Consider the following 23,377-nt stretch of genomic DNA (forward strand, 5'->3'; position numbering starts at 1 on the left):
AGATGGAAAAAAGCGTAGAAGGTTATTTTCGTACACCGGGAGATTTAAAAGAGTATTTAACGTTTATGGCAAAGTTTGATCACTATTCACCATCTGATATTTCATTAATACAGAGTCAATTTGAAGGAGCCAGGGCAGTTGGTTCCTTTTCTGTTTGGAAAGAAAAAGGATTTGCGGTTAAGAAGGGACATGGAAATTCGTTACAAAGGCGAGTGAGCAAGAGAAAAAACAAATTGAATCAAAAAGCGTAGAAGTGAAACCAGGTCGCTTATATTTTGCTGTCGGTCATGTGTTCGATGTGTCTCAAGTGCGCCCATAAGGCGCTCTAACGATTCGCTATGTAGCAATAGCGTAGAGTAGACCATCAAAGCTCTATCACTACCCAACTTACCCGTTCAGAAGAAATTCTACGGCGACCATAGCATGTTAGGACGTCACCGGCCACTTAGTTACCAAATTGCAACTAAGTGGCCGGTGAAAGATGATAAATAAGAATGAAGGCTACACTGCTTGAATGAGAGTCCGAGGGGGTTTAAACGTCACCCATAACGGAAGGTAAATTCAAATAAAACAGGAAATAAGTTTTTGGGTTGTTCTCAATATCCTACATGTACACATACAGAACCAATTCATACATGAGCTGTGATGAAAATCCGGCTCTTTTTTCACTTTTTTAAAGAATACATGAAAAATAAACAGTTTAACTAAAAATCGGCTCTTCAGATTTGTTTTTATGAGACTATGATGCACTTATTAATATGAGAGAGTTCATATTTTCTAAAAAAATGCATGTAAAGGGAGAGAAGGACTTTACATGCGTTTTTAGCTTTTAATGAAAAGAAAAAGGGTAGTCATTATTTACGACTTAACCCTTTGTCTATGATCTGACGAATTGCTTCGTTACGATTCTTCATCTTATTTTCATGCCAATAATTTTCTATTTGTTCCACTTGTTTTTTTGTAAAAGTAACTAAAATTTGAGTGTACTTATCTTTATTAACAGCCATATAACAGCCTCCTCTATAAAAGAATTATAAGTTATATAACTATATTGAGGAGGTTATTATATGGAACGGAAAGTTAAAAAGATAATGGCTGATCTTCAATTTATTATGAATCACGGTCAAATCAATGTAGATTTTATGGATTTAGGTTATAAAAGAATGCTTATTAGTGCATTAGAAGCTACAGGAAAAAAGTTTAATGTGCATACAAATGAACATAATGAAACAACCTTGTTCTTAGAGTTAGTTTAGTAAATTTGCGTAATGAGCAGTTAACCATTTTTGACGTAATGAATGAAACTAAAAATAAGATTTATGAGGTATTAGAGAAAAATGGATTAGATTATAAGATTCATAAGTACTATTTATATTCGGATTATGAGGGAGCTGTTCAATATTATTATATAAGAACAACTGATAATACAATTATTGATTTGTGTATCTCTGATTTTCCAGAAATCTTCGCTGTCCATGAAGGATTTAGCGATAAACAAATTAGAAAGATTTACAACTGGAACTTATAAGCTATATAAATAACAAATATATTTATTGGAGGAATGAGACATGAAAATTTGTGTATCTGAGTGGAAAGCGTTGAAAAAAGAGACAAAGTTAAAGCTATTGCGTTATGCGATGTTAGAAAGCAAATATAAGTATGCAAAATAAAAGCTCTTCATTTGCAAAAGCAAACAAAGAGCAAAGTCATGAGTGATCGTCTGGGAAAGAAATTGGCAGGTTTCTTTCCTCTATATTTTAACATACAAAAAGTTGTAGAGAAAAGGGACATGTAGAATGGAAGAAGGTCGTATTTCCTTTCAGCAATGGTTTAAAGAATTTCTTATTATGATGGTCTGTTTTTGGTTCATGCTGTTTCTCATGTATGGTGAAAGCCTGTTACAATAGAGGAGAGTCGACATATCCTTAGGCTAGCTCTCGTAGGTGTAAGATCTATGAGGGCCTTTCTTATAAGAGAAACAAAAAATTTCACGTACCGTAATATTTAATACAAAAAAATCCTAAACAATTATAATTAGGGTGTTTTCGCCCATCCTTTACAAAAGGGGAATGGGCGAAGAAATCTTGTTAGATTACTTATTTAAATTTTTAATCTAACACTTTAAAATCATAAGCATGAATTGATTTCCCTCCCCGGACAGATTTAAAAATTTCTTCCATACCACTAATTTCAGTTTCTTTAATTTTCTTACCATCTTTCAAAGAATAAATTTCTATATAATAATTATTTTTTCGATTTTTATTATACCTTAAGACATGTAATTGATCCCCTTGGAAGAATGTTTGCTCATTATATCTAACTCCATCAGTTTCGCTATAATCGATCTTAAACTTGGTATTTACTGTATTTGTCTGTGTATTAAACGTAATAACATTTCCTAATCCATTTATAAAATATAATTCGTTGTTATGTAGATAAGCGGAATTATTTTTGGTAAAAGGTATTGAAGCTGTAGTGTTTTCTTCGGAAGACAATAAAACTAATTCCTGTTTAAATGTTGCTTTATTGACACGCAACAAATAAACTTTACCTTTAATTGTATTATCATTTTCAACTAAAATCGTATAGTAAGAATTTGAATCACTTAAAATAGAAGAATAACTAGAATATGACATGTTTTTATCTAAACTAATTTCTGTAACATCTTCAAGTTTCATTTTTAAATCATTAAATGTTAACTTTTTTAAACTATATTCTTTTTTATCTATGTCATGAGTCATGACCAAAATAGTTTCTTCATCCACTCCAGCGCTCATAAGATAATGTGGAATATTCCCTTTATGAATGCCTTTTTTATTACCATATACAACATTTGAATCATATCCCCCAGTAGCAGGATTACTACCAGAATTATAGATATTTACAAACAAGTCACTGTTCTTTAAATATGCTCTGTAATCTCCTGTATGTTGGTATTTCATCTTAAACTCTTTAAAGTTTTCTCCTACAATTTTAAGCTTATCCTTACTTTCTAATAAAAGTTCTTTTTTATTTTCCGATACTCCTATGCCACCAAGTTCTAATCCATTCATTTTATAACCACTTGCTTCGCCATTCTTATTAATAAACACTGCATAGCTAATACCCTTACCATCCATGTCTTGATCAGCTGTAGAAGAAAGGTATATTACAGCTTGCTTATCCTTTAAAAAATCTTTTTTTTGAACATCTTCCTCAGATATTAAATCTACATTTGAGTTTCTAAAAAAGAAATAATAGACTAATACTGTAACCAAAATTACACCTAAAGTAATAAATAGTATTTTTTTCATTATGATATATTCCTTTCTTACAAGAAGAAGTGCAACAAATATATTTGCTGCACTTCTTTCTATTAGATATTTCGAATTGTTGATGCCTGTTTTGCATCACGAACATCTCGTGGATATACGCCAGCTCCACCATCTTTATCTAAGTCTAAACCACCATTAAGCTTATATGCTGACCAAATAAGTTTCGAACAATTTTTAGCTCCATAATGAGTGGTACTTCTATTTGTAGCGAAATTATAAGAATATCCGTCTTTACCTACACGATCTTTCGCCCACCATGCAGCATCATTTTTATTTTGCCAAGAAGTATTTACAGATTTGACAACAGCATCGCCTTTATCGACTTTTCGAGCTGTTGTGCTAAGTGTACGAACTCCATCGCCTGGAACAGATTCTACTATTGTATTTGAACTATAGTACATACCAACATGTCCATGATTCAAATATGCAGTATAAGAACCAGTATAGAAGAAGTCCCCCATATTGCTATTACCTACAGAAACTGTACCACCACCAGCTCCTAATGTTTTTACTTTTTCATTTGCTTCTCTTTTACCTAAAGCTTCATCTGCTTTGAGTTCTTTATAAATCTGTTTAGCAATTGCATCTTTCGTATTTCCTGTATTTTTTGCCATTTCATCAATACTTGATAATAATTCCGATGTACTCAAATCAGGTTGCATTTTCTTAATTTCATTCAAATGAGGTAACTCTTCACTTCCTGCAAAAGTAGCAGTAGGTACCACCATAGCTGAACTTATTAAACCAATTGTTAATGTTAAAGCATGTATTTTTTTCATAATATCCCCTCCATATTAAAATCTTTCATAAAAAATAAATTAATTAATTAATTAATATTTTATATGATAAGGATATTAGCCTCATCATATCTTACAAATAATGTATGTGTAAATATATTTTACGAATTTTTCGATAATGGAAATTAGGAAACCTTTTCCCATCCCCACGAAAAGGTTATTAAAATAAAATATTCCTTTTCTATTTAACGAAAATTGATATTTTATTCCCTCCCTTTAAACCCATGTATTTTCATAATTTTTTCATCTCCTTTTAGATTAATAATAGGTTCTATTACATAGTACAATCTATTGAATTTAAATGGAATATTTTGTATGAAAGTGGAATATTATGATTATTTGGAAAATCTTACATTATCCTGTTTTATAAAAGATATTTTCTAATTAACTAGGGATCTGTGTAGTAATGGAACAAGAACGGCGATAATTCTTAATACAAAGCGACAGCAAGTATTAAAAGAAAAGTAGATACAAATGGGCGCATTTCATGTATAACTTACAAGAAAATATGTATGAATAATTAAAAGAAAAAAAGGAAATATTATTATATTTTTAAAGAGCGGCGTTTCAGTACGTGAGCAGATCCTTGCAATGGATAAATTCACCGTTCTTATGATTGTTCATGGTAAGCAGCATCTAGTCTACAAGCAAGCTATTTCCACAATTCTTAGTTAATTCTTTTCCCTCGAGGAAAGAGGAAAAAACACAAAAAAATAGAAGATTGATCTCAATCTTCTTAAAAAAAGGAACAGATGACAGATTAAAGATTACTACTCCAACTCTTAATAAATTATAAATAAGTGTATAAAAACAATCAATACGTTCTGAATTTTCTCAATATATTTGTTTTATTTTTAAATTATAATATAAGTAATTCTTTTTATTATTATATATTTGTTCTTTCCTGTTGCAGAATCCTTATTATAAGGATTCTCTTTTTTATATTTCAAACCCAAAAACAAAAAAGATAAGATGGCGTACCATTTTCTTGGCACCTTATAAGTTAATTTTTTGTTTATCGTTACTATAAATTTCGATAGTGTAAGAGTCGCCTTTAATCCATTTGCTTACTTCTTCTGTTTTAAATAAATCAGTAATTTCTTTTTCTAATTTCTTCTCAAACTCTTTGGAACCTGGATCAGCGCTACTAATTTTTGTATTTATAGTCAAAACATACGGCTGTTCTACTTCAATATTCATTTGATGAATCTCAGAACCCTTATACTCATTTTTGGTATTAATAACGAAATTATTCAAAGTAAACTTATATCCAAAAGTTTACTTTCATTTCCCCTTAAACATTGACTTTACTGTATTTTTATTGATATCATAAAAATATATAAAAAAGTATACATTCAAATCATTGTAAATAGAGGGATTGAAAAGTAGATGAATAAAAAGCAACATTTAATTGATGTACAACCAATTCGAAGCAAAGAACAGCTCGAAGATATGAAATGGTCTCTTAAACGTCATTGTTCAGATCGTGATTACATTTTATTTCTAATTGGTATTAATACGGGGTTACGCGTAAGTGATTTACTTAAAATGGAAACGAGTGAAATTTTAAAACTGAAGCGAAAAAAACGAAAAGAATTTAAAGTGAAAGAAGGAAAGACAAAAAAAGAACGTATCATAAATATTACATCCATTTTTGAGGAAGTATTGCCCTACGCTGAAGATCTAAAAAGTACCTGGCTATTTCCTTCTAGAAAAGGGGATAAACCCATTAGTAAAATTCAAGCCTATCGACAATTACAAAAAGCCGGAGATTTTGCCGGGGTAGAATCTTTAGGTACTCATACCATGCGTAAAACATTTGGATATTGGTTTTACAAGCAAACAAAAGATATTGCTATGTTACAAGAAATATTGAATCATAGTACACCACAAATTACACTTAGATACATCGGTATTAATAAAGAAGAAAAAGATAATGTACTTGATACATTCCGAATCTAATTTAACTCTCAACTGAGAGATTACAGCAATAAAATTTATAGGAGGTGTACCATCAACATTTTAACGAAAATATACGCTAAGCAAATTTCGACATAAAATAAACCGAACTTCCTACTCTATGGGATTTTAAAATGAAATTTATAACATTTCAAGCTAAATAATCCATTAATTGTGATATAATGGAATCGAACTATAAGGGGGGCTTGTAATATTAATCAAATTCTTCAGATCAGAACACATTTAAATGTTTTGTGAAGGGAATTTATATTTTAGTAACACGGGAGATTTACGTTAACCTCAAAGGTAGGGAAATGCACAGGATAGATGTTACAAGAGCATTTTTTGAAAAAAACTTTTTAAATTACAAAAAGAGAATCGCGTTATTCCTTCACATCCTGTAGAAGGAGATTCATTTAAATCTTGAGGGAAGTACAAACAACATTTTAAAATCAATATATTAAAATTAATATTGTTAGCATTGATTTTAGCAATTGCCGGTGTAACAGTAATAAATTTAAAAACACTGAAAGCACATTCATGTAAAAATTGGGAGGTATTTCACATGAAACTATGGAAAAAGAAAATGGGTATGACAATGTTGGCTTCAGCAATCGCATTAGGAGGATTAGCTACAGTTGAATTAGCTAATCCTGTATCAAAAGCTTCAGCAGCTTCAGGTTACGGAGCAAGTGTAAATACAACAAAAGCAAATCATTATGTTGGTACAGATTCATATCTAGATATTAGAATCAAAAATGACAACAAAGATTTTGAAGTTCAGCTACGTATGCAGCCACAGATTCTAAAAAATGGCGTATGGGTGAATGTGAATAATCCTTTAACTTCTTGGTTCGTACCTGGCGAATATTCAGGAATGAACATTGATATTGGTAAAGTCAATAATAAAGGCGTAGGTATCACTGAAAAAGGAACATACCGTTTGAAAGTTGATACGTTAAAAACAACATCTACAACTGATGTATGGCTTGGAACGTTTTACACTGACATGTTTTATTTAAAATAATATCAATAATACCCCCCTTAGAAGGAAAGAAATTGCACCTTTAGAATCCCTTCGACCACTACAAACAAATTAACAGTAAAAAGCCGATAATCCCTTAACGTACAGGAACTCGGCTTTTTCTATGTGAAAAATCGCTTAGCGTACGAAATTCGCGTTTTGTTGGTGCTACCCCATCGCTATCAAGCTAAGGTTAGGAAAGGTTAGTTTCAGAAAAACTCTTCTTCTTTTTCTAAAAAACTAGTATAGATTATTGGAAATTATGCATATCAAATAAACCCTAACGGGTTTCATTTTTTTATTAGGCCGCTAGATTGTCCGACATAGTACAATTATATAAGACACCTAATATATCAAAGACTGTTTTCTTTTCGTATCGATGCGATTTTCGTCCGTTTCGCTGTAGGAGGTTAAACAGGCGAAGAAAAATCTTTGATAATTCTTGGGTGTCTTTTTGTATGGATCGAAACAGAAGAGAAAAATAATCTTTAATCATATATATGGCTTTATATTCACTCAGCTCTTGTTTCTTCTTTGTGAGAAGTAATTTCCGCATTTGAAACATAATAGAGGAACAGAGTAGAATGGCAATCAATTGTCCATACAAATGGCATTCCAATCGTTCTCGTTTTATCTTTTTGCAATGATGAATGTGAAAGAATGATTTCCACGTTTTAAATAAAATTTCAATTTGCCAACGTAAAGAATACCAATCATGTACTTGTCCCATTGGGACAATATCTGTAGGGGTGTTTGTCATATATACATTGATACCACTAAGTCGTTTACTACGAGGAGAATACTTCATTCCTTTCTTTTTTTCTCTTATAGTTTGATCTTGTAATCGTTTTTGTTGTTGTTCTTTTGTTAGCCGATGAACAATCACGCGAGTGGGGACTTTATCAGTCATTCCTACAAAAGCGTCGAATATTTCACATGTTTGTCCTGGCTGAAGAGAGTTCATTAAGACCTCCATATCTATCTGTATATACTCTGGCCCTTTTTTGATTCTTCCATCATGAAAATAATCAGGGGTGGAATTTTTTTGATAAATACGTGTATTTGACTTAATACGAGAGATATAATAAGCCTTTTTATCTTGTATATATTGAAGGTCTTTCAAATGAAAATAACCTAAATCTCGAATACATAAATCATTCGCTGCCACAGTTGGGGCACACAGAGAACCGTAGGTCCGATCATGTTGTTTCCCCGGACCTGTATGAATATGTAGGAACTGTCCACTTAATAAATCATATTCAAGCTGAATCTTCACCCCCGCTGTATGGCTGCATCCCCCTGCACCTGGATAAATAGATGAAAATACATCGGGAAGTTGAAATGCAGTTGAATCTAAAATACGGATACGTTTGAAAATAGAGGTGTATGGAGAAGAAATCAGCTTAGTTGAAGATAACTTTTGGTTGAGAAGTTTGGCTAACAATTGTTGTAGAAATTGCACGGCTGTGGCATTAAATCGTTGATTCAGTCCTTCCGGACTGTTAAGTACTTCTGTTAATGCTTCTAAAGAGCTACATAACTGAGTTAAAGAGGTTTTAGCGACATTTTGACTCATCCATACACATAAAGCAACTAAATCTTCTGCTTGGTACTTACTGGTTCGTTGCACAAAACCGACATCTCTAGCAAGATTTCTTAAGATATTTGGAGATAAGAAGCTTTGAACTTCTTGAGCAAATAGTTGTAATTCATCAGAGACAGAAATAGACATACAAAAACGCCATCCTTTCCAATGATTCTACAGAAAGCATAGCGTATTTTTATATTTGTGAGATAGTTTTAGAGACAAAAATAATAGAAATGGAAAAAAAGAAAGGACAAACGCAATCTATATACGTCTTAATGCAAAATATATATTGCATTAATGTTACTTATAATTTAATATATAGAATATAAGATGTAAGGTATAAAGATTATCTTTACAAACGGGGTGTATTTAATGTCAGTAAGCAAAATAAAAATTGCAAGAACAGAAAAGGGGTTAACTCAACAAGAATTAGCTGTGCTTGTAAATGTTACTCGACAAACCATTGGTCTTATTGAACTTAATAAATATAATCCATCTTTAAAGCTTTGCATTGATATAGCTAAATCACTCGATAAAACTTTAGATGAATTATTTTGGGAGGAAAAATAGAATGGAAAAACTAAAAAATTTGTTTTCACTCAGTACACATTCAGATGAAAGAATTCAGCAAATTGAAATGAAAATTTGGGCCCAATCTGGAATTGTGGTTTTATTGCTAGCCTTCATAGATTTAATAATAAGGGGCGTATACTTACAAAGACCGTTTCTAGAATGGGCTACAGCTCTTGGTATCATTATCTGTTATATGGTATTCTTCTTTATTAGATCCATTTTAGCTGGTGTTTACGAACCAGAAATCGATAACAAGGAAAAATTAAAACAAAAATTAAAAGATAAATTATCTTATACCCTTATTTTATCTTTTTCTGGTGTAGCATACACTACATATCATAATCAATTACCTCAAGATATTGTTGGATGGATCTTAGTATGTATAAAGTTCATTCTACTTGTTACTATTTTGTTTGGTATTCAATATTTTATTACTATATTAGCATGGAATAAATCCAATAAAATTCAATAAGTATAGACAAAAAAGCTTATCTTTTAGCACATAATGATAAGCTTTTTATTATTTTCTTCATCTCTTTTTCGTTTTTGGGGGTATTTTGTTTTGTTAGCTTGATAGCGATGTGGTGCTATCCCTATTAGGTTAATGGGCATGGGATTGAACCAGGAGTTGCTGGAAAAACAACCACCCAAAAAACAAAGTTACATATTATTGGAACTAACAAATCCGATACACTAAAACCAATCAAATTAATGTTTTATCTTAAGGATAATAAGGAGGAAATAAAATATAAATAAGGGTGTTTACTTAACGTCATTATTTTCTATTATTATATAAAACAGTTGTTTTTATTTCTTAATTAATATCTGAATGTTTTAACAACGGATTTTTATACTTTTATTGTATAAATTATTAAAAAAATTCCTATACGTATGTAATTTAAGCAAATATAGGAGAATGAAATGTTAATAAATATACAAAAAACGAAAAATATGTAGAATACTGTCTGATTATCTACGTTTTTTCTCCGTATATTCCAATTAATCTATTAGGTGAGAAGAATAAATTCTTGCAAAAGATTATAGGAGGAGAAATTTATGAAGAAACTTATTATTGGGTCATTAACGTTAGGTGTCATGCTAGGATCGGGTGGTAGTTTTGCTTCTGCAGATGAAATTGATAGTGTTTCTCAAAAGGGAAATACAATACAATCTATATCAGCTTCCACTACTAAATCAATTACTGTGAGCCAATTTAACAAAGTCTATACAGAAATGAAAAAACATGACGGTAAACCATATAAATATGGTGGAAATAGTCCTAAAACTGGATTTGATTGTTCAGGATTAATGCAATGGGGATATGGAACACAAGGGATTAAATTACCACATACATCACAGTATCAGTATAATCAAACAATACGTGTTGAAAGAAAGGCACTTCAACCAGGAGATTTAGTTTTCTTTAAAGGAACGGTTCCGGGCAAATCAGATATTACTCATGTTGGTATATATATTGGCAATAACAAGTTCTATAATGCTAGTAATTCCGGAGTAGGTGAAGCTAGCTTAGATAGTACGTATTGGAGTAAATATATTGCAGGATATGGTCGAGTTAAATAAAAAATGTATTTCAAGGTTCCAGAAAAAGAACTGAAGTCAAAATTGACTTCAGTTCTTTTTGATTAATTAATGTCCTCGGACAACAAAATTACTAATCACTCGACCATTGTAAGTTACCTCATATTTATTTCCCTCTGTAATTGGCATAGAGAAAACAACGGGAGAAGATAACCCATTTGTAGTAACATTTGTCGTACCAATAACTTTATTAAATTCATATTGTTTAATAGTATATGTTACTCCTTTATCTCCTACCATAGAAAAAGAACCTGTCATATAAGCTGGTACATCAGTTCCATTTTCATAATCTCTACCAGCAACCTTAACCTTTTGAATCTTAGCATCATTAATCGCAGCTTCTGCTTTTGTTAAACTTAATTCTGGAAAAGACAAAGTTGTTATACCTAAAGTTCCCAAAAGAATAGTACTAGATAAAAATATTTTTTTGAACATTGTAAATCCTCCTAATATTATTATTTTTTACGTTTAAATATTAACATATTCTGTTAAAGTATTACATATTAGGAATTTGATAAATAAATGTCTGAAAATTTATATTATTAAGAATATAAATTTTCATTACGTAATAAATGGAAAAAGGCAGCCGGAAATATCTATCATTTTTGAAGGAATTCAATTTAAGTTCAAAAAATCTATAGCAAAAACTTATACCAAGTGGAAGAAGGAAGAAACTTAGGTGTTAAGAAACTATAAAGGTTGCAAGAATTACCATGTCGTAACGATATTCTTGCGGAAAATTCAATTGTGGATACTTATAGGGAACCCCCCATCACCATCAACTAAAGAAAATTAAACGCACCGAAAATGAAAAAACAGCTGAATTCTCAAAGTTACTAACTGTAGAGAAAGAAAATTTTTATTATGGGGGTACTTCAAAATTCTAGCTTGATGGGCATGAAACGATACCATACATTTATCAATTTAAAAATTTTATAGTGCTACTAAAATAAAACGAAAATTCCGCGCTTTAAGGCTGAATTACTTGATATAGCAGTAAGCATCAAACACTCCTCACCAATTAATCAATAACGTGGAAAAATCAAGTGAACTCTTGCTGTTCGAGTCTTATAGACACGCGAAGCTTATAAGAAAAAGAAAGATGTATATTTAAGTCTTATGAAAGAGATAAACATTAGAAAAACTGTCAATAAGAATTCAAGTACACCCTATAAAAAAGTTTTACAATCAAAGTAGTGAGACTTTGAAACAGGAGGCACCAACCTATGAATCGAATTGAGCGTGAAGAGAAAACAATTAGCATAATGATTGATATGTATTGTAAAAACGAACATAAACAAGATACTATATGTGAAAAATGTCAAAGATTAAAAGATTATGCTTATTTTCGTTTATCAAAATGTCCATTTCAAGAAAAGAAACCAGCATGTCAAAATTGCAAAATTCACTGTTATAGACCAGATATGAAAGGTTTAGTTAAGGATGTTATGAAGAAGAGCGGACCAAAAATGATTTTAAAACATCCATATTTCGCGGTCATGCATGCTGTTGACACAATGAAGAATCCTCCTGACTTACCAAAAAGAAAAAAGTGTAAAAAGAAAAAGCGTTTTGTCTAACAAACTAGTTTTTTCTTTTATTCCTTTTTGACTAAAGAATTCTATGTAAGTTTTAAACAATCTTCTTTTTCAAAATGCATTCATTTTATGTGCCAGAGAACAAGGATTTGTAGACTATACTTAATCAAGCCCTTTTTCAAAGCTACAAAGTCATATAGAGCTTATCTATCATTTTAGAGAGTTTTGGGATTTTGAATATATTTGTTTAGAGAAAAAAGGCTTGGATTTTCCATAATTAGAAGAAGTAATGTTGAATTATAACATGCATAAATCCGATGAGAATTTGGGATTTAAAGAGTGTGGGATGCCTTTCCTAATAATTTTTTAGCAGAAGCAAGCAGCTCCAACGATGATTAAAAATATAAACAATACAACTAATAAAGCAAATCCTTCAGCAAAACCACAACCGCCGCCGCAACTACTACTAAATCTCATAATAGTTCCTTCTTTAAATCGGAGGGTAAAACTAGGGTTCACTCATGTATTTTAACGGTTTCAACTTACTGTATGTTTTTACGAATGAATTGAGCAGGTCCTTTTGAAAATAAAGAAAAGACACCCAAAGGTGCCTTTTCCAATAGATTTTTAGCAGAAGCAACTGCATCCGATAATGATTAATAGAATAAATAATACAACTAGTAAAGCAAATCCTCCTGCAAAGCCACAGCCTTCACCGCAAGTACCACCATATCCCATAACAATAGTTCCTCCTTTAAATAAGAGGGTAAAACTAGGGTTCATTCCATGTATTTTAACGGGTTCACTTTACCTTATGTTTTTAGGCAGTAATTGAGCAAGTCCTTTTGAAAATAAAGAAAAGACACCCAAAGGTGCCTTTCTCCGACTTGAACCACTTTAATTTTAATAATATGTATTGGACTCCCATCCAAAGATAATTCTAACATGTTTTCATATAAATGAAAGCGGATTCTTTAACTTAATTAATTACTTTGTCCATAACTTCTTTATAGTTGTTAAATTGGGCATCTTCCATATCACCATTCATTTGTATAAGGAAGTTGCCTTTTGCGTAAGTATGAGAGAAAAGCATTTGATTTCCATTACCTAAATCGTCATAGTATTTCTTAGCTTTTTCAAGATCTTCTTTATTTTTAAACTCAAATATTCTACCGCCACTATCCTCACCTAATGCTGGAACGAGAATGCGCTTTGCTTCTTTTCTAGTATTTCCAAATTCTTTTTCTGGTAGGTCACTAGGATTTTCAGCTTCTAATCCTGCAGCTTTAAATTCTTCAATTACCTTACCAACTGTGACATTACTTGTCATTGATTTAATGCTATCACAAGCAGTTAAACCGAATAATAATAGAGCACCAATAAGTAATACTACTAATCTTTTAAACATATTTGTCCATTCCTCCTAATGTAAATACATTCGTAAATATAATATTAAATTATATATTAGTATATTGCGATATATTTCTGAGCAAGAAAATAAAAGACGTTCATTTGAGTGTCTTTTATTTTTGGATTATAAGAGTGCTCTCACATTTACGACAAGTAATCTTCTCTTCCTCAAAAATGAATAAATTCTCAGCATCACATTCTGGGCATACAACCGCAAATGGTGTTTTTATATTTTTATAACATAGGAAAGAAAGAGCTGCCAGGAATAGAGCGGGTATAACAAGCATCATAATTAAGAATAGGCCTGCAAAAACGCCTGCAATTATGGAAAGTGGTTTCATTAGTTTTCTACCCAATGAGTTTATTTGGCTATCCTCCTTACGAAAAGCAGTAACAAGGTAAGTGTTGGTTTCTCTTACCGGCTCAAATGTTTTTGCCATATTGTAATCTTGTTCATTCATAGTGGGATAGGAAGTGTTTTGCCCTTGATACCCTCGTTGTATATAATAGTTGTTTGACTCTGCTATTCGTGGTGTATACGAGATTCCAGTTCCAGGTACATAAGTTGTTGTTCTTGATTCAGGTGGAATGGAGCTCCTTCCCGTACCTGTGTATGTAAAGTTAATTTTTACACCTGGGGAAACTTGGATAATTCTACGAAACTTATAACCCATAATATTGTATCCTCTCTATCTAATTAATAGAATTCTTTACTAATTATAACAAATTTTTAACTTAATATTAATATATTAAGTTAAAATGAACAAATAAAAAGATGGAATATTGAACTTTACTAATTTAAGACACCCAAAGGCGCCTTCCTCCGACTTGAACCCCTTTAATTTTAATAATATGTATTGGATGCCAATCCAAATATTACTTTACCATGTTAAGTTATTTTATTCATTGAGAAATATGATTCAAATTTATATTTTATTGGTTTTGAAAATGTACCGTTAATCTTCTATTCTTGTAAGGACATCAATATTGCTAGGAGAATAGGTAGCCAAACTTCGTGTGGCATATTAAAACTTCCTTAAAATATATATCTACTATATAAGAGAACTTAAATGTAAGGAAACGAAAAAGATGAGTTTATAACAAAAACGCTATTTTAGATGAGGGAGGAATTACACACTAAAAAATAAATATGCCCTAGTACGTAAGGCTAGGGCAAAAAAGTTAGTTGGTAAATCTCTTCATAATAATATTATAACATTTTATATTTTGTATGTTTTGAAATATAGATATTAGAAAGGCTTTTAGTTGGTATTTTTACTCTTTTTAGAAGAAATTGTACCAAAGATTGCTCCGATTAAAGTCATAAAAATTGCACTCCATGCTGTAAATGACATAATTACACCTCCTAAAAATAAATTATTGTAACTATTTAAAGCTATTGTTTCTTAGTCTTTTTAATAGAAATGATGATTGCAACGACTATTAAGAAAATAAGAGGAGACCATGAAAAGAAAGACATGTAGTATTCTCCTTTCGATATTAAATTTAAATATTGTATAAACCAATTATTACATGTTTATAAATTGAACATACAGAATATGTAATATTGCATATCGAATTGTAAAACCTAAAGAAGTGAAGACGATAGTCGATCAAAAACGCTATTTGGATAGAGAGTGATCAGGGTGGAAGTTCAATATGATACGCAGGGCCGAATGAAGTACCATCCCGATTACCATTCGAATCATAAGAAACCGTACACAACGAAAGATTTAGCCTACATATGTAAGTAGTATGGATTTGGAAAGGTGAAGGGAATTACTATATCTTTAGGTAGAACGGAAACAACTATAAGGCAGTTGGTTAATGTTTTAAGGAAGAATAAGACGTTTGAAAAATACAAAGATATGGGTGAGTAATTACAATAAAAATTTCATTTTGTAGAAATAAAAACCCTAGTTTCCTAGGGTAATGGTGTAACAGCCAAATATATTTTATTCGTTTATATCGTAACTTAATATTACGTTAAAAACATCAGGTAAGTGTAACCAATTGCAGCAAATAAAAGAGCAGCTAGCAAAAGCTAACTGCTCATCTCCAAGGGGGAATGGAGAAAATCTAATGTCATATACATTATTGACGAAATATTGAGTTTTATTCAGGGGATTTATTAATTATGTAGGTTACACGAGAAGCCCTATTAACATCCATGCTGCCCCGATTAGAATTAAAGTTTCGAATGTAATCCAAAATTTTCTCTTTTCTGGTTTTTGAAATTCTTTAATTACAGAAAAAACGGCACTTATTCCTACAAGAGTGAAAAGAACAATTCGGATCGTATCAGTCATTTGCATCACCACCTAACATTTGAATAGTTTAATTATACATTAATTACCATTTTGTAGAAACTTAAAAAAATATATCCTTTTAATAGAAAGCGAGGACTAATAATGAGACTAGGAAACAGAGGAATGCATTTTGAGAAGGTTATCAAAAATGTATCAAAGAGGGGGAGGGCGTTCATAAATAAGCGTCCGACTCCTGTGAAGGTGATTAAGAGTAAGGGAAGCCAAGTAATAAACGGATTCTATGAAGCTAAAAGTACAGTAGATTATGACGGCATGTGTAAAGGACGAGCTATTGCATTTGAAGCAAAGGCTTCAGAAAATGCTACTCGCTTTGATTTAAAGAACATTGCACAGCATCAATTGGATTATCTAGAGAAAGCAGAGGAGATGGGAGCAATATGTTTCTTTCTTATAGAGTTTAGTAAGGATAAGTCAGTATTCGTAGTACCACTATCAGTCATTCAATCGTATGTATGGACGTCTCATCAACCGAAGGGCAAGAAGTATATACCAAGAGCAGACTTTGATATTTTTGGGTACTTAGTAGAGTAGACAGAACCAGCTCCAGTTGATTACTTGCAATAGTAGTAACCCCAGTTATGTTTGATGGCATGATTCAATTTGATCAGGACCATAAGAGAGTAGCGAATAATATTGAAGCAGTGAAAGAGAAGATGAGCAGCAAGAAACGTAAATTATTAAAAGGTTAATGGTTCCCTTATTCAACAATGAAATAGTGAAATTTCACGTACCTTATGTAATATTAAAAAACAAATTCAGAAATAGTAGGATTCCTTCATAGAGAGACAGAAAAGAAGATTCAGAAAGAAGTAGTGAAGATCCTAAAGGAATACCGTTGCTTAAAAGCACGCTTTGAGAATGAAGTGAAGCTACAGCAAGAGGGAATTAGTCTGTTTCCAGAGATAAGGGATACAAGGCATGTAAGTAATATTAAGTTTAAGCAAATTAAGAAAGCACTAAAATACGTATTGGATTATGACGAGGCTGAGATTATTAAGATGAAGTATTTGAACGGAGATAAGTTAAAGGACAGTTTTATCTATAATGAGTTATCAATGAAGAAGGATCACTTCTATAATAAGAAAAAAATGCAATTCGAATGATTGCTATTTCATTGGGGATGATTTGAATATAAGGGGCTTTGTTGGAATGTTTTCGTGTTAGTGTTAAAATTTGATATATAATAAAATAGATTTATATTGTTGATAATATAATACTAATAATATGGAGGATTACTAGTGAAGGCGAACTTGGAAACGGTAACAGGATACTTACAGAGTAATGAAGAAGTAATTTCTACACTTTATTGTGCAATAAATCTTGGTTATATTAGTAGATCTGGAATTTTAGCTGCTACAAATAAAAAGTTATTGTTTTGTGCTGACTATATGTTTGGAAAAGGACTTAAATGGGAATATGCATACACTGAGGTGAATAATTTCAGTCATACAAATGGTATAGTTTTAGAGATGGCTAGTATCCCTTTTATCAAAAAAATAACAATGGATTCCGGTGATGCTTTTATTGTATTTGATAATTTTTCTACCCCATCAAAAGTGAATTCATTTTATGAGTTAGTTCAATCAAAGATATAATCGTTAAGGAAATGTTATCTTTTTGTTTTACTTAATAGCAAGATTCTTTATAAGAAAGATGCATCTCATTAAAATTGGGGTGCTTTTTTTTATCATTTTAGCCAAGAAGACTCCTTCCTCAAGGAACGCGAAGTAAGTAGGTGGGAGATGAATTGTTCGACATACATAAACTGTTACTTTCATTTATTTTCCCACATCCTATTTAGCTTTTCTATTACAAATGTTTAATTTATTTATTCTAATAAAAGGATATTTATAACTATTATCGAATAAATTAGTTTGGAGGGGATTAGGAGATGGATAGATATATTTTTGATGAATTATTAAAGTGGGAAAAAAAATTAATAGAAAAGTATAAAGCAATTGTAAAAATGGAAAAAGAAAGAGAACTTGAATCCCTTACTTTGATGAAAAAAGTTGAAATTCTAAAAAAAGTGAGTGAAAAGTTTGAAGGGGAAAGGAAAAAACTTTTCGTAAGAGCAGAAATCAATCCGCTTCAAGACAGAGAGAAACAATTAGATCAAGAAATTAAAAGCACAAAAGGGATTTATTATGAGAGTAAGGAAGAAATCGAAATTACCCTTGAATACTTAAGAAAAGAAATTGATAATGATGATGAGAGTCAGCAAAATATTACGGATGATAAAGAAGTATTTTTAAAATGAAACTAGAAAAGCATCCATATCAGCTATCCCACCTATAAGAAAAGCTATTGGACTTGTGAGTAGGTTTATTCCTAAACAAACCAGATACTTATGTAGGTCAGGTATAGTGTCTCATTATCAGTAACAAGAAAGAGTGGATCCCTATTCTCACAAGGAATCCACTTTTTCTACAACTCTATTTTTATACGTTCCTATCTTGGTTAGCGGTACTTCTTCTTAATCTCACCAAAACCTCCACCACTGTAACTTTATCTCGGTATGTACATAAAAAGAAGCCCTACATATGTAGGGGCTTTTTCAAATTATTATATTCATCACTAGCTCATTAACCTGATTATCAATATAGGAAATAGTATTAAGCATCCGGCAATAAAAACTCCATTTGCTGACTCTGAGTTTTAAATCCAAGTTTTTCGTAGAATCGTATAGCCTTCTTGTTAAATTCTAAAACATTTAATTCTACGCTTGTTGCTTGTATTTCTTTAGCATACTCAAACGCTTTTTGAACTAATATTTTTCCTATTCCTGTTCCTTGACATATTTCGCTTACACCGATATTGCGGATAAAGAGTACTTTTCGCTCAACTAACTTTGGATTTTCAGATGGTTCTTTAATATCTAAGATTATGTAAGCAAGAATCTCTTTATTATTGTCCTCTACTACAAATATCTCTATGGTTGTATCAATCATCTGCGCGCGTTCCTGAACCTTCATACACCGCTATGTAAGGGCTCTAACTAGTATAATACGTATCAGGATTAAACGTCGCTTTAGATTCTCCAGTAAACATGAAAAATGAAGAAACATAAGTGATAAAATAAAGAGAGAAGAAAGCAATTGACTTTTCGTGGCAATATTGATAACTTACTTAATATTCTGAATCGATTTTAATTCTAACTATATTATTTTTGTACAACTATGTGTATTGAAAAAATAAATAGAAACAACAATGCATTTACGATGGATATGTGTAAACTCCTAAACAAGTTTGATATAGAAATAGAGCCCTATTCATATAGGACTCTATTTCTCAATGTTTACTCTACAACTAAAGATTTGTTGGATTTTTTAGTAATTTGCAAGTTTTCATAACAAATCGAAAGAGCGTGCTTTAATATTAAATAACAAACATGAAAAGGATTTTAAATTTAATTCGCAGGATATCTCTTTTTTACAAGATCTTCGATGTTAATTGCTTTCTTGATTTCTTCTGATGATAACCAGGAAATATAATTTGTTCCATTCTTATTGGTTAAATAGATTTTATATTTTTTATTATATAGTTCTTCCTTGAGGATTGTGGTTACCTTGATCAAATCCTCAACTAAAGGTGGATTGTATTCTAATTCATTACTACTGGTATTAATAACTAAATTCACCTTATATGTCGGCCCATCACCCTCAGGCATATTTGAATAAGTAATACCTTCAATTGCAAAACGATCGTTTTGAATTTCATGTAATCTTTCTTTTACTTTTGTTTGAGTCTTAATCCAATTTTCCAAATAAATGTTTATGGCATTGTTCATTGTTTTTTTCATTGCTAGTAACAGTTCTTCTTTTGTTATCTTTTCTTGCACATCTTTAAAAGGTTCACCTAAAGATTCACCAGTATGATCCTTTATTTCAATCTCTGTTATCTTTTTATTATTCTTCTGAATGAGTTGAAATAGAGCATATAAACGATCTAATTCTACTGAATCAAATTGGCTAAAGTCAATCTCGTTGCTCATTTGCAAAGTTAATAGCAATTTATTTGTCGGACTTTCTTCTTCTGAATTTTTATTATCTATAATATATTGAAGGGCATTTTCTGTTTCAGTTTCAACGTACCCTAATTTTTTAATTTCTTCTAGAGTTGGTTGGAATTTCATATACTCTTCATATGTTTTTTTTCCATATTTGTATTCATCACCTACTACAGATGAATACAAGAGGCCCTGTACCTTTACTCTAAATTTGAGATTTTTGTTGTTTTTTTCTTGCACAGTGTGGTAGGTATCACCACCATTATTTTCATTTATCGAGCCCCAATCTGTTACAACAACATCTATACCGTGTTTTTCTTTTATATAGTTTTTTACCTCAGCTCCATTTTCTTGATTACAACCACTTAGACATAAGAAACATACTACTAGCAGTATTACATTTTTCATGATTTTCATATAAACGCTCCTTGCGAAAGAATTAATTCTTGTTTCTATAACATACTTCAAAGCCTTCTTTTTCTTCGACATATACTCTAACTTTTATATAGTATAAACGTTAAATGATGGAAGCAATTGATGTTTTTTCTGTACAACTTTATCCTTTCCACTCCTTCTAGCTAATCCAATTGTAATTATACATACAATAACGGTTACAATTAAAAACAGAGGAACTACATATTCACAAGATCTCCATAAATATGTCATATTTTTCTAACCTTTTTAGTTTATTTTAACATGTTCAAATTGGTAAAAGAAGAAGTAATGAATCCTTCCTTGGCCCTTCAAAAGTACGAACTTCTGATTATAGTAGAAGTAACTCCTACTGATACACAAATATTAAAAGTACAAACTGCATTTTTCGGTATAAAGGATAGGTATTGCATAGGGAGCGGATTAGGTGAGAATTAAATGTCATTATGTAGAGAAACGAGATGTTATCTCTTGTAAGACAGTGATACATTAGAGCAAGCAAGGAGCATTTTCAAACAAAGTGGGTTTCGCTGTATTCCCGTTTTAGATGAAGAAGAGCAGTGCTTTGAAGGAAATCTATAATAACTATGCTTCAGATTGCAGGTTGTGTTTTTGCAGAAGATGAGGCACGATTGCTTATGTTTTAGAAAGGATAGCCCAAAGAAGCTAAATACATTAAATAAAATTAGTATTAATTCCATCTGGGTTCTTTATTATACTTTGTACAAAGTATATAACAGTTAGTAAAACTGCATGTAAAGCCAATATATATGTGAAGTGAGAAGGCCGACTCTTATGCTTATGAGTCGGCTTTTTTTGTTTTATGGATACAAAATTAGAGAGCAACATTTTAAAGGGTATCTTGTAATATAACTAAGTAGAATTTTAAACAAGGAGGATGATGAGATGAATAAGTTGCAGGGGAAAGTTGCATTAGTAACGGGCGCTAGTAGGGGAATAGGAAGAAGAAGTGCCTTACACTTGGCAAAGGCTGGTACGTTAGTCATAGTTCACTATAACAAAAGAAAAATAGAAGCAGAAAAAGTAGTGGACAAAATTAAACAAGGTGGCAGTTCCGCATTTACAATCAGTGCAGATTTAAGTACCTTTAATGGTATTAATAAATTGTATTCAATGATGGATCAATCTCTTCAAAAATATATAGGTGATACTACCTTTGATATCCTTGTAAACAACGCTGGAATTGGACAGATTTTAACGTTAAAGGAATCTACAGAGGAGTCTTATTAATGTGAAAGCTCCATTTTTCATTATTCAAAAGGCTTTGCCACGTTTAAAAGATGGAGGACGGATTATCAATATTTCTTCATTTGTCACACGGGTAGCTTCCCCAAGTGTTTTTGCTTACAGTATATCTAAGGGGGCAATAAATACACTCACTCATACTTTAGCACAACAGCTTGGTGCTCGTGGTATTACAGTAAATGCAATGCTCCCAGGCATAATTAATACAGAAATGAACGCTGAGACATTGGGGAACCAAGATGGACAAAAATATGCTGCAGGTTTATCGACCTTTAATAGGTGGGGAGAACCTAATGATATTGCTGATATTGTAGGGTTTCTTTCATCATCAGATAGTCGTTGGATAACTGGTGAGTTGATCGATGCAAGTGGTGGGTCTTGTTTATAATACTAGAGAAAAAGCCAACTTAAATTGTGTTGGCTTTGCAACTCTATTATTTATTTGTTAAACCAGTGAAATACGTACCATTTTTTAGCTCTTATAATAGTCAACTTGAAATGGGTCTAAATGTGGTAAGTCAATTAGGGTAGAGAATTGATTATGCTTTAGTATGATTTATGTTAAGTATAGATGTTAAAAAGCAATGAATATGCACAATTTCATATGTAAATAGGTACTTTTTGTTAACTCTTTCAAGGTGAAGGAAATGAACAGAATTAGTATGATAGAATCAATTTGTATTAAATTGAAAGGGGATGAATGTATGCTAAAAAGAATGATTTTAGGAGTTTCATCATTAGTAGTGGGAGCAACAGTTGGATTAGCGACTGATGTATCCGCAGCACCTGCACCACCATTAACATCATTAAATGTGGTAAAAGTTGAATCTCAATTAGGCGGAGTTGAATTTATTGGCCCTAATAATTTAAGTACAGTTAAAGATCACGGAGGGAGCTATTTATACATTTATACAAATGAAATGGGATATGGTAGAAATCCAATTGCTCAAATGAGTGGTCAAAAACTAAAGAAAATAGATTCTAAGATGATTGATATAAATGGTGATAGAACGGTTGATGGATGGGAATATAAATGGGATGCTTCGGGACAGCAAAATGGACAATTTAAATATCAGAACACATCTACAAATGCACCATGGAATACATTGTCTACGTCATTAAATATTAAATAAACTAACAGAAGAATCTAGTATTAATTTATTGTCCGTTTTCAATATATTTAATATTCAGACGATTAAAGGAGTCTACGTTTTTTAGTGGGCTCTTTTTATTGAATGATAGGACAAAGGCAAATAGATAAGCTATTTTGTTCAATTATCAGGTTTAAGGTTTACATAATATTATTCCGGTAAATAAATTTGTGTTTAATAGTGTAATTATTGAACTACTCACCACTTAACGTCCTAACGGACTGTTTGAAGTGGGAGATTCCTGCGAACACCGATTATCCACCGGTTATCTTAGCAGGCTCTATCCGTAGTCCCTACGGTGAGAACATACGTATCTTGTACGTTGACTCACCACACTCCCTACTTTAGCTTGGTTTTCGCAACTTCGGCAAGCGTGGGGCGATAGAA

The 23,377-nt window shown here is 31.5% G+C and carries 22 protein-coding genes and 9 pseudogenes; 18 read left to right on the forward strand and 13 right to left on the reverse strand.

The window, feature by feature from the left end:
* Positions 1-2: 2 nt before the first annotated feature.
* A pseudogene (locus G9F74_RS27875) lies at positions 3-307 on the forward strand (LPD25 domain-containing protein); the annotation flags it as partial.
* Between the two features lie 251 nt (positions 308-558).
* Positions 559-639 (forward strand): annotated as a pseudogene (locus G9F74_RS27880) (restriction endonuclease); the annotation flags it as partial.
* Between the two features lie 215 nt (positions 640-854).
* Here the strand turns inward: G9F74_RS27880 and G9F74_RS27885 are convergent.
* A complete protein-coding gene (locus G9F74_RS27885) occupies positions 855-1,007 on the reverse strand; it encodes a ribbon-helix-helix domain-containing protein (protein WP_016107829.1) in 153 nt (50 codons plus the stop codon).
* Between the two features lie 60 nt (positions 1,008-1,067).
* On the opposite strand from G9F74_RS27885, the gene G9F74_RS27890 reads away from it, so the two are divergent.
* Entirely contained in the window at positions 1,068-1,256 is a 189-nt protein-coding gene (locus G9F74_RS27890) for a hypothetical protein (RefSeq protein ID WP_087951305.1), read from the forward strand.
* A gap of 38 nt (positions 1,257-1,294) precedes the next feature.
* Positions 1,295-1,528, forward strand: a complete 234-nt coding sequence (locus G9F74_RS27895; protein ID WP_033668431.1) for a hypothetical protein — start codon at positions 1,295-1,297, stop codon at positions 1,526-1,528.
* Between the two features lie 580 nt (positions 1,529-2,108).
* On the opposite strand, the gene G9F74_RS27900 is transcribed toward G9F74_RS27895, so the two are convergent.
* Entirely contained in the window at positions 2,109-3,293 is a 1,185-nt protein-coding gene (locus G9F74_RS27900; RefSeq protein ID WP_016107825.1) for a hypothetical protein, read from the reverse strand.
* A 62-nt stretch (positions 3,294-3,355) separates the two neighbouring features.
* Positions 3,356-4,093 (reverse strand): hypothetical protein, encoded by a 738-nt coding sequence (locus tag G9F74_RS27905; RefSeq protein ID WP_016107824.1) that lies wholly within the window; start codon positions 4,091-4,093, stop codon positions 3,356-3,358.
* A gap of 505 nt (positions 4,094-4,598) precedes the next feature.
* On the opposite strand from G9F74_RS27905, the pseudogene hfq reads away from it, so the two are divergent.
* Positions 4,599-4,786, forward strand: a pseudogene (hfq, locus tag G9F74_RS27910) (RNA chaperone Hfq).
* 321 nt (positions 4,787-5,107) lie between these two features.
* Here hfq and G9F74_RS27915 read toward each other — a convergent pair.
* Positions 5,108-5,353, reverse strand: a pseudogene (locus G9F74_RS27915) (DUF4030 domain-containing protein); the annotation flags it as partial.
* A 147-nt stretch (positions 5,354-5,500) separates the two neighbouring features.
* Here G9F74_RS27915 and G9F74_RS27920 point away from each other — a divergent pair.
* A complete protein-coding gene (locus G9F74_RS27920) occupies positions 5,501-6,073 on the forward strand; it encodes a tyrosine-type recombinase/integrase (RefSeq protein ID WP_016107001.1) in 573 nt (190 codons plus the stop codon).
* 562 nt (positions 6,074-6,635) lie between these two features.
* Positions 6,636-7,097, forward strand: coding sequence for a hypothetical protein (locus G9F74_RS27925; protein WP_016107822.1), 462 nt, complete (start codon positions 6,636-6,638; stop codon positions 7,095-7,097).
* 298 nt (positions 7,098-7,395) lie between these two features.
* Here the strand turns inward: G9F74_RS27925 and G9F74_RS27930 are convergent, their stop codons facing one another.
* Positions 7,396-8,826 (reverse strand): IS4 family transposase, encoded by a 1,431-nt coding sequence (locus G9F74_RS27930; protein ID WP_165406354.1) that lies wholly within the window; start codon positions 8,824-8,826, stop codon positions 7,396-7,398.
* Between the two features lie 228 nt (positions 8,827-9,054).
* Between G9F74_RS27930 and G9F74_RS30305 the strand changes: the two genes are divergently transcribed.
* The 3 genes from G9F74_RS30305 to G9F74_RS27945 all read left to right on the forward strand — a co-directional run bounded on the left by G9F74_RS30305 (position 9,055) and on the right by G9F74_RS27945 (position 10,836).
* On the forward strand, positions 9,055-9,252 hold the full coding sequence (locus tag G9F74_RS30305) for a helix-turn-helix transcriptional regulator (protein WP_000116561.1): 198 nt from the start codon (positions 9,055-9,057) through the stop codon (positions 9,250-9,252).
* Position 9,253: 1 nt separating this feature from the next.
* Entirely contained in the window at positions 9,254-9,727 is a 474-nt protein-coding gene (locus G9F74_RS27940; protein WP_000413175.1) for a DUF6773 family protein, read from the forward strand.
* A 584-nt stretch (positions 9,728-10,311) separates the two neighbouring features.
* Positions 10,312-10,836 carry a C40 family peptidase gene (locus G9F74_RS27945; protein ID WP_165406355.1) on the forward strand — a complete coding sequence of 175 codons (525 nt, stop codon included), beginning with the start codon at positions 10,312-10,314 and terminating at the stop codon, positions 10,834-10,836.
* A 66-nt stretch (positions 10,837-10,902) separates the two neighbouring features.
* Here the strand turns inward: G9F74_RS27945 and G9F74_RS27950 are convergent, their stop codons facing one another.
* Positions 10,903-11,289, reverse strand: coding sequence for a hypothetical protein (locus G9F74_RS27950; protein ID WP_016107819.1), 387 nt, complete (start codon positions 11,287-11,289; stop codon positions 10,903-10,905).
* Between the two features lie 791 nt (positions 11,290-12,080).
* On the opposite strand from G9F74_RS27950, the gene G9F74_RS27955 reads away from it, so the two are divergent.
* Positions 12,081-12,434, forward strand: a complete 354-nt coding sequence (locus G9F74_RS27955; RefSeq protein WP_016107818.1) for a nitrous oxide-stimulated promoter family protein — start codon at positions 12,081-12,083, stop codon at positions 12,432-12,434.
* Between the two features lie 324 nt (positions 12,435-12,758).
* Here the strand turns inward: G9F74_RS27955 and G9F74_RS27960 are convergent, their stop codons facing one another.
* The 4 genes from G9F74_RS27960 to G9F74_RS27975 all read right to left on the reverse strand — a co-directional run bounded on the left by G9F74_RS27960 (position 12,759) and on the right by G9F74_RS27975 (position 14,476).
* Positions 12,759-12,869: a YjcZ family sporulation protein gene (locus G9F74_RS27960; RefSeq protein WP_080119656.1), complete on the reverse strand. Its 111-nt coding sequence runs from the start codon at positions 12,867-12,869 to the stop codon at positions 12,759-12,761.
* Between the two features lie 150 nt (positions 12,870-13,019).
* Positions 13,020-13,130 carry a YjcZ family sporulation protein gene (locus tag G9F74_RS27965; RefSeq protein WP_002109682.1) on the reverse strand — a complete coding sequence of 37 codons (111 nt, stop codon included), beginning with the start codon at positions 13,128-13,130 and terminating at the stop codon, positions 13,020-13,022.
* A 241-nt stretch (positions 13,131-13,371) separates the two neighbouring features.
* The gene (locus tag G9F74_RS27970) at positions 13,372-13,800 is read right to left on the reverse strand and encodes a hypothetical protein (RefSeq protein WP_016107817.1); all 429 of its coding nucleotides are present in this window, start codon (positions 13,798-13,800) and stop codon (positions 13,372-13,374) included.
* A gap of 115 nt (positions 13,801-13,915) precedes the next feature.
* Entirely contained in the window at positions 13,916-14,476 is a 561-nt protein-coding gene (locus tag G9F74_RS27975; RefSeq protein WP_016107816.1) for a DUF4236 domain-containing protein, read from the reverse strand.
* Positions 14,477-15,448: 972 nt separating this feature from the next.
* Between G9F74_RS27975 and G9F74_RS30490 the strand changes: the two are divergent.
* Positions 15,449-15,682 (forward strand): annotated as a pseudogene (locus G9F74_RS30490) (DNA-entry nuclease).
* Positions 15,683-15,946: 264 nt separating this feature from the next.
* Here the strand turns inward: G9F74_RS30490 and G9F74_RS27980 are convergent.
* Positions 15,947-16,111 (reverse strand): hypothetical protein, encoded by a 165-nt coding sequence (locus G9F74_RS27980; RefSeq protein ID WP_016107814.1) that lies wholly within the window; start codon positions 16,109-16,111, stop codon positions 15,947-15,949.
* A 102-nt stretch (positions 16,112-16,213) separates the two neighbouring features.
* Here G9F74_RS27980 and G9F74_RS27985 point away from each other — a divergent pair.
* From G9F74_RS27985 to G9F74_RS28000, 4 genes and pseudogenes are all read left to right on the forward strand, one after another.
* Positions 16,214-16,821, forward strand: a pseudogene (locus tag G9F74_RS27985) (Holliday junction resolvase RecU).
* A 72-nt stretch (positions 16,822-16,893) separates the two neighbouring features.
* A pseudogene (locus G9F74_RS27990) lies at positions 16,894-17,261 on the forward strand (ArpU family phage packaging/lysis transcriptional regulator).
* A 109-nt stretch (positions 17,262-17,370) separates the two neighbouring features.
* Positions 17,371-17,727, forward strand: a complete 357-nt coding sequence (locus G9F74_RS27995; RefSeq protein ID WP_016107811.1) for a PH domain-containing protein — start codon at positions 17,371-17,373, stop codon at positions 17,725-17,727.
* 296 nt (positions 17,728-18,023) lie between these two features.
* Positions 18,024-18,392, forward strand: a complete 369-nt coding sequence (locus G9F74_RS28000; protein ID WP_016107810.1) for a hypothetical protein — start codon at positions 18,024-18,026, stop codon at positions 18,390-18,392.
* A 355-nt stretch (positions 18,393-18,747) separates the two neighbouring features.
* On the opposite strand, the pseudogene G9F74_RS28005 reads toward G9F74_RS28000, so the two are convergent.
* Together G9F74_RS28005 and G9F74_RS28010 are read right to left on the reverse strand one after the other, a co-directional pair.
* A pseudogene (locus G9F74_RS28005) lies at positions 18,748-19,083 on the reverse strand (GNAT family N-acetyltransferase); the annotation flags it as partial.
* Between the two features lie 458 nt (positions 19,084-19,541).
* Positions 19,542-20,558 carry a hypothetical protein gene (locus G9F74_RS28010; protein WP_016107808.1) on the reverse strand — a complete coding sequence of 339 codons (1,017 nt, stop codon included), beginning with the start codon at positions 20,556-20,558 and terminating at the stop codon, positions 19,542-19,544.
* A gap of 921 nt (positions 20,559-21,479) precedes the next feature.
* On the opposite strand from G9F74_RS28010, the pseudogene G9F74_RS28015 reads away from it, so the two are divergent.
* Positions 21,480-22,227: pseudogene (locus tag G9F74_RS28015) on the forward strand (SDR family oxidoreductase).
* A gap of 259 nt (positions 22,228-22,486) precedes the next feature.
* Complete coding sequence (locus tag G9F74_RS28020) at positions 22,487-22,972, forward strand: DUF4879 domain-containing protein (protein ID WP_087949015.1); 486 nt, start codon at positions 22,487-22,489, stop codon at positions 22,970-22,972.
* The last annotated feature ends 405 nt before the right edge of the window (positions 22,973-23,377 follow it).

This window comes from Bacillus sp. EKM202B, assembly GCF_011066025.1.
In the GTDB taxonomy this organism is placed as follows: domain Bacteria; phylum Bacillota; class Bacilli; order Bacillales; family Bacillaceae_G; genus Bacillus_A; species Bacillus_A toyonensis.

What these genes read in the sequence shown, in the direction of transcription:
- G9F74_RS27885 (WP_016107829.1), bottom strand. Translation starts at nt 1,007, where the DNA reads ATGGCTGTTAATAAAGATAAGTACACTCAAATTTTAGTTACTTTTACA.
- G9F74_RS27890 (WP_087951305.1), top strand. Translation starts at nt 1,068, where the DNA reads ATGGAACGGAAAGTTAAAAAGATAATGGCTGATCTTCAATTTATTATG.
- G9F74_RS27895 (WP_033668431.1), top strand. Translation starts at nt 1,295, where the DNA reads ATGAATGAAACTAAAAATAAGATTTATGAGGTATTAGAGAAAAATGGA.
- G9F74_RS27900 (WP_016107825.1), bottom strand. Translation starts at nt 3,293, where the DNA reads ATGAAAAAAATACTATTTATTACTTTAGGTGTAATTTTGGTTACAGTA.
- G9F74_RS27905 (WP_016107824.1), bottom strand. Translation starts at nt 4,093, where the DNA reads ATGAAAAAAATACATGCTTTAACATTAACAATTGGTTTAATAAGTTCA.
- G9F74_RS27920 (WP_016107001.1), top strand. Translation starts at nt 5,501, where the DNA reads ATGAATAAAAAGCAACATTTAATTGATGTACAACCAATTCGAAGCAAA.
- G9F74_RS27925 (WP_016107822.1), top strand. Translation starts at nt 6,636, where the DNA reads ATGAAACTATGGAAAAAGAAAATGGGTATGACAATGTTGGCTTCAGCA.
- G9F74_RS27930 (WP_165406354.1), bottom strand. Translation starts at nt 8,826, where the DNA reads ATGTCTATTTCTGTCTCTGATGAATTACAACTATTTGCTCAAGAAGTT.
- G9F74_RS30305 (WP_000116561.1), top strand. Translation starts at nt 9,055, where the DNA reads ATGTCAGTAAGCAAAATAAAAATTGCAAGAACAGAAAAGGGGTTAACT.
- G9F74_RS27940 (WP_000413175.1), top strand. Translation starts at nt 9,254, where the DNA reads ATGGAAAAACTAAAAAATTTGTTTTCACTCAGTACACATTCAGATGAA.
- G9F74_RS27945 (WP_165406355.1), top strand. Translation starts at nt 10,312, where the DNA reads ATGAAGAAACTTATTATTGGGTCATTAACGTTAGGTGTCATGCTAGGA.
- G9F74_RS27950 (WP_016107819.1), bottom strand. Translation starts at nt 11,289, where the DNA reads ATGTTCAAAAAAATATTTTTATCTAGTACTATTCTTTTGGGAACTTTA.
- G9F74_RS27955 (WP_016107818.1), top strand. Translation starts at nt 12,081, where the DNA reads ATGAATCGAATTGAGCGTGAAGAGAAAACAATTAGCATAATGATTGAT.
- G9F74_RS27960 (WP_080119656.1), bottom strand. Translation starts at nt 12,869, where the DNA reads ATGAGATTTAGTAGTAGTTGCGGCGGCGGTTGTGGTTTTGCTGAAGGA.
- G9F74_RS27965 (WP_002109682.1), bottom strand. Translation starts at nt 13,130, where the DNA reads ATGGGATATGGTGGTACTTGCGGTGAAGGCTGTGGCTTTGCAGGAGGA.
- G9F74_RS27970 (WP_016107817.1), bottom strand. Translation starts at nt 13,800, where the DNA reads ATGTTTAAAAGATTAGTAGTATTACTTATTGGTGCTCTATTATTATTC.
- G9F74_RS27975 (WP_016107816.1), bottom strand. Translation starts at nt 14,476, where the DNA reads ATGGGTTATAAGTTTCGTAGAATTATCCAAGTTTCCCCAGGTGTAAAA.
- G9F74_RS27980 (WP_016107814.1), bottom strand. Translation starts at nt 16,111, where the DNA reads ATGACTGATACGATCCGAATTGTTCTTTTCACTCTTGTAGGAATAAGT.
- G9F74_RS28000 (WP_016107810.1), top strand. Translation starts at nt 18,024, where the DNA reads ATGGATAGATATATTTTTGATGAATTATTAAAGTGGGAAAAAAAATTA.
- G9F74_RS28010 (WP_016107808.1), bottom strand. Translation starts at nt 20,558, where the DNA reads ATGAAAATCATGAAAAATGTAATACTGCTAGTAGTATGTTTCTTATGT.
- G9F74_RS28020 (WP_087949015.1), top strand. Translation starts at nt 22,487, where the DNA reads ATGAACAGAATTAGTATGATAGAATCAATTTGTATTAAATTGAAAGGG.